The organism is Campylobacter sp. 2018MI10, assembly GCF_018501175.1.
GTDB lineage: Bacteria > Campylobacterota > Campylobacteria > Campylobacterales > Campylobacteraceae > Campylobacter_E.
In genome coordinates this window covers 1-381 of the sequence record NZ_JAHCZD010000147.1, presented here as the reverse complement: position 1 = coordinate 381, position 381 = coordinate 1, and the positions used below count along the sequence as shown (strand labels likewise).

Here is a 381-nt window from a genome sequence, read left to right as displayed (position 1 = left end):
GTACAACCAAGGCGAATCGACCTCTCAGCCTCCCCACAGCGACGACCCCAGCATCCAGCCAGCCATCGATTACGTGTCGCGTACCAACGCTCTCAACTATGTCGATAAGACCAAGATCGGCATCACCGGCCACTCCGCAGGTGGATCCCAAGTGCGCCACATGGCCGCAGAATACGGCGCTAAGGAGGCCAAAGCCCTTAAGAAAGCTAAGGCTCCCGACTCCCCCGGAGGCACAACGGTTACGAAGGAGGAACGCGAAAAAGCCGAACAACTCAACCCCATCCGCTCTGTCTTCATCTCGGGCTGGTTACAGCAGCTAAACGCCAAGAAGCTCAAAAACATCCGATCCAATATCGGCATCGGCTACGCCCTCTACGACGA

1 protein-coding gene is annotated in these 381 nt (G+C 57.0%); it reads left to right on the top strand.

The window, feature by feature from the left end:
* On the top strand, window positions 1-381 hold a 381-nt coding region (locus tag KJR01_RS10650; RefSeq protein ID WP_214119118.1), incomplete at both ends, for an alpha/beta hydrolase family protein.